At 70.6% G+C, this 695-nt stretch carries 1 protein-coding gene and 2 pseudogenes; 2 read left to right on the top strand and 1 reads right to left on the bottom strand.

Going from position 1 to position 695, the window contains the following annotated elements; all coding sequences use genetic code 11:
• Positions 1 to 58: 58 nt before the first annotated feature.
• Positions 59 to 232, top strand: a pseudogene (locus DW645_RS10270) (hypothetical protein); the annotation flags it as partial.
• Here DW645_RS10270 and DW645_RS10265 read toward each other — a convergent pair.
• Positions 166 to 348: a hypothetical protein gene (locus tag DW645_RS10265; protein ID WP_370448107.1), complete on the bottom strand. Its 183-nt coding sequence runs from the start codon at positions 346 to 348 to the stop codon at positions 166 to 168. The pseudogene DW645_RS10270 and the gene DW645_RS10265 overlap by 67 nt on opposite strands.
• On the opposite strand from DW645_RS10265, the pseudogene DW645_RS09850 reads away from it, so the two are divergent.
• A pseudogene (locus DW645_RS09850) lies at positions 335 to 695 on the top strand (IS30 family transposase); the annotation flags it as partial. The gene DW645_RS10265 and the pseudogene DW645_RS09850 sit on opposite strands and share 14 nt — an antisense overlap.

Below are 695 nucleotides of genomic sequence, written 5' to 3'. Positions count from 1 at the left end.
CCTTGAATGGCAACTTCATCCGAACACTTCCCACATTCATCCGTACATGTACGGATGAATGTGGGAATCCGATACCCTGAGGGCCGGACCGGCCGGCCCCGGGAGATCGGAGGACTACATGTCCGGAAAGAGGAAGAAGGGGGCCGGGAAGGCGGTCCCGAGGGCCTACGGCAGGCTCACCAGGCACGAGCGGAACACGGTCCAGAGGATGCTGGAGCGAGGGGCCTCATGCAGGCAGATCGCGAGGGAGCTAGGCAGGTCGCCCTCGACGGTGAGCTCCGAGGTGGCGTCGCACAGGTTCGTGACGGCGCCGAGGGAGAGGCGCGGCGAGCGCGTGGACGCCAACACCGACCTGTCGGCGGCCTGCCCGCGCCTGGCCGCGTGGCCGCGCTGCTGCAACGGGTGCGGGCGGTACCGCGCGATCGGCTGCAAGCGGCGCCCGCACGTCTTCTACGACGCCGGCGCCGCGCAGCTGTGCGCGGACTCGGTCCTCGTCTCGTCCAGGCGCGGGATAGACGCCGACGAGCCCGCCGCGGCCGAGGCGCTCGCCCTCATCCGCGACGGCCTGGGCCGGGGGCTGTCGCCCGAGCAGCTGTCCGCCCGCAACGGCGGTCCCGTGGACCTGTCGCCCTCGACGATCTACCGCTGGGTCGCGGCGGGCTACGACGGCATGACCAACATGGAGCTCAGGCGGA

It is taken from the genome of Collinsella sp. AM23-17, from assembly GCF_003470945.1.
Taxonomy (GTDB): domain Bacteria; phylum Actinomycetota; class Coriobacteriia; order Coriobacteriales; family Coriobacteriaceae; genus Collinsella; species Collinsella aerofaciens_O.
This window is presented reverse-complemented; position numbering and strand designations above follow the sequence as displayed.